Source organism: Sulfurovum sp. (assembly GCF_041562805.1).
Lineage (GTDB): Bacteria > Campylobacterota > Campylobacteria > Campylobacterales > Sulfurovaceae > Sulfurovum.
Genome location: NZ_JBFFOH010000253.1, coordinates 1 through 2,294 on the forward strand (window position 1 = coordinate 1; position 2,294 = coordinate 2,294).

Here is a 2,294-nt window from a genome sequence, read left to right on the forward strand (position 1 = left end):
CAGCAGGTCGATGCCTCTGAACTCTTTGGCGAATATGAGAGCGAAGAGGAGCTGTAAAAGCTTTTGGCTTTTACAATATCTATAAGCCTCACACCGTGAGAATCCCTGCATCCAAAATTAATAATTTAAAATTAGACGCCCTCTCTCCTAAACCGCACTACATTATGTGTCATTGTCCGCGACAAATAGAACCGCATCTCCAGCATTAGCGACAATGCTCAGGCAAGCAACTATGTGTATGTCAACGGCAAACCAAAATTTCACACTAAAATCAAGACTGCCTCCCTATTCTGGGAGCTTACAATAAAATAAATGCCGAATTCGGCTCCGCTATTGACAATGTTCACAACAAAGCATAGCAGCGTGTTTAAGATGCTCTCAGCCATATATTCATAAAACATTAAGAAGGTATTATAGGTATCACCCCTGACCTTTGAAGAGCGTTGTTGTTTTGTTTACTATCCCCTCCTATACTTCCACCGAAATCAATTGATTACCAAAAAAAACCAAAAAAAATATATAAGGAGTTTCAAATGTTCAAGCACGTTATGCTTCTCGTCGGTGTTTTAAAAATTCTAATGCTTAGTGTTGCGGTAATTTTTATCGGCAGCACTATGCCAGAGGTCTAAACAGCCTTATCTTTCTCGTTCCCATCGCTCCGGCGTGGGAATGCAGAGCACAATTTCAACAATCAACCAACTTCATTCCACCGCTGGGGTTGAATCTTCCAACAGCAAAAGAGTTATTTTTTTCTTTTAACTGCTAGACTTTTTTTTAAATTCTCTTGAAAATCATCTTGTTCTGCTTTGTCAAAATAGTACATCACCATCTCTTTTGACTTTGCAGCTCTCTGATCTTGAGAGAGCCTTTTAAACGTTTTGTAGAGCTCTTGCCCTGCTTTAAAGTCTATGGACTCATCATCTTTAAAGAGATAACCATGTAAATGTCTCTTTGCATCAGTACTGATCTTTGGATGGTACTCCGAAAACATCTCTATCGTCTCGACGGTGATAATACCTTGCTCGAGCATAACAGCAGCATCGATCATATCTCTGCTCTTTTCTCTGTCTAAAAGTGCGAAGGTTTTGAGTTTGGCGAGTGTCTCTATGTCTAAGATCTGCAACGCTTTTGAGTCTTCATATAGTTGCGGCTTGGCAGCAGCCAATATGCCTTGTCTTATAGCATCTTCCGCAAAGAAGAACTCCACTTTAAGTCCACTGAAATCAAACGTCATGACACGTGTATTAAGATCAATGCCCCGCTGAATTCTAAATGTGCTTTCTTTCGGGTCGCGAACTTTACGGCCGCCGTGAGCAATTGCAAAGCTTGTTATGGCACTTACCGGCAGCTCTTGTGAGCATATGAAATCCAAGTCATACGATATACGGTGATCCAAATAGTAGGAGAGAGCCGTTCCACCTGCAAAATAGATATGACAGCGACCTTCTTCTGCTTGAAACAGTGCAGCATCTTTAATGCGCTCCAGCAGTGCTTTAGCTTCATTTGTCATTCATACTCCATTGTGCACATTTTTCCAACTCTTTTCGAACCGACATAAAACGTTCATCGTTTCTGTTTTTGAAATGTTTCAGTGCGATCGCTAAAACCCGTTTATAGCCAAAAAGATGATACAAGGCTGAAATATCTTTAAACCGAGGGACTTCAATATACCTGGTAATTAAAGTGTCTACTTTCACTTCAGCACCATTACCGACACTCCAAAACAAGTCGTTTGTAAACATAGCTTTATTAATAGCTATTGATTTGTCAGAAAATTTATACACAGACTTGCCTGGTTTAAAAAACTTTCCACGACTGTGCTTAACTATCTCTCCACGATCTGCCAGCCTTGAAATATAAGCTCTCTCTTTCGGCCCAATGTTTCCAATTACGGAGTAAGCATATATTTTTTGTGTATTTAATCTTTTGATTTTTTTTAAAAGACCGTCGGTTGATGATCTGTTTTCTGCTTGTATATTATTCATAATGGCCACAGTATATCATAATTGTTTCGTCATCAATAAATAAAGTTATATAATACATTGTTTTTAAGTAATAATTAATAATTACAAAAGCTCGTAATATAGGGGCTAAAAGTTGTTTTAAACAGTATATTTGTTTTATTTTTGTTTCGTTGACTATAAAATAATGTAAACAAAATATTGTTTTTTATATATCTTTAATAAATCACAATATAAATTTCACTCACTCTCTGCTTATTAATCCCGCCTCTTAAACCGAACGGCATTTTTGTGTTCACTTTTAGACTCTGAGATACACCCTATCTGATACTC

The 2,294-nt window shown here is 37.9% G+C and carries 2 protein-coding genes; both read right to left on the minus strand.

Annotated elements, in window-relative coordinates:
• Positions 1 to 742 precede the first annotated feature (742 nt).
• Positions 743 to 1,510, minus strand: a complete 768-nt coding sequence (locus ABYK33_RS15415; protein ID WP_373034208.1) for a nucleotidyl transferase AbiEii/AbiGii toxin family protein — start codon at positions 1,508 to 1,510, stop codon at positions 743 to 745.
• Entirely contained in the window at positions 1,500 to 1,985 is a 486-nt protein-coding gene (locus tag ABYK33_RS15420) for a hypothetical protein (protein WP_373034209.1), read from the minus strand. Before ABYK33_RS15420 ends, ABYK33_RS15415 begins: the two co-directional genes overlap by 11 nt.
• Positions 1,986 to 2,294 lie beyond the last annotated feature (309 nt).